Source organism: Photobacterium sp. SP02, assembly GCF_038519165.1.
In the GTDB taxonomy this organism is placed as follows: Bacteria; Pseudomonadota; Gammaproteobacteria; order Enterobacterales; family Vibrionaceae; genus Photobacterium; species Photobacterium halotolerans.
In genome coordinates, this window is record NZ_JASJOJ010000177.1 from 1 (window position 1) to 385 (window position 385).

General features: G+C 41.3%; 1 protein-coding gene. It reads right to left on the minus strand.

Features of this window, described 5'->3' with window-relative positions; genetic code table 11:
* Positions 1-244: 244 nt before the first annotated feature.
* On the minus strand, positions 245-385 hold the full coding sequence (locus P0Y67_RS23065) for a DUF3967 domain-containing protein (protein ID WP_446728878.1): 141 nt from the start codon (positions 383-385) through the stop codon (positions 245-247).

Here is a 385-nt window from a genome sequence, read left to right on the forward strand (position 1 = left end):
CGTATAACTGGGCACTTTGACAAGTGATTGACAACTGGTCGATCATTTTCCATCACAGATCCGCCAGTGACCGGCCCGTTTTTCAGTAGTGATCGGGAAGTGATCACCTCAAAAATCTCCACTGCTGCAGGAGTGATTTCCACCACTTCTTTGGGGTCATTTTTTTGCTAGGCTTTGCCTAGTTCCACACCATAAGTGGGGACAAAAACCCCTTATGCTCTTTTCAAAAAAATCCATCTATATGCTATCTCCAAAACTGCCACCAAGATTTTTTTTGCCCTTCCTTTTCCTCTTGTTTCGTTGGTGCAATTAATTTTTTCGTTTCTTGTGTTTCTCTTATGGCCTCTAACAGCTTTTTATCTCTTTCAAGAAGACTACTTTGTAT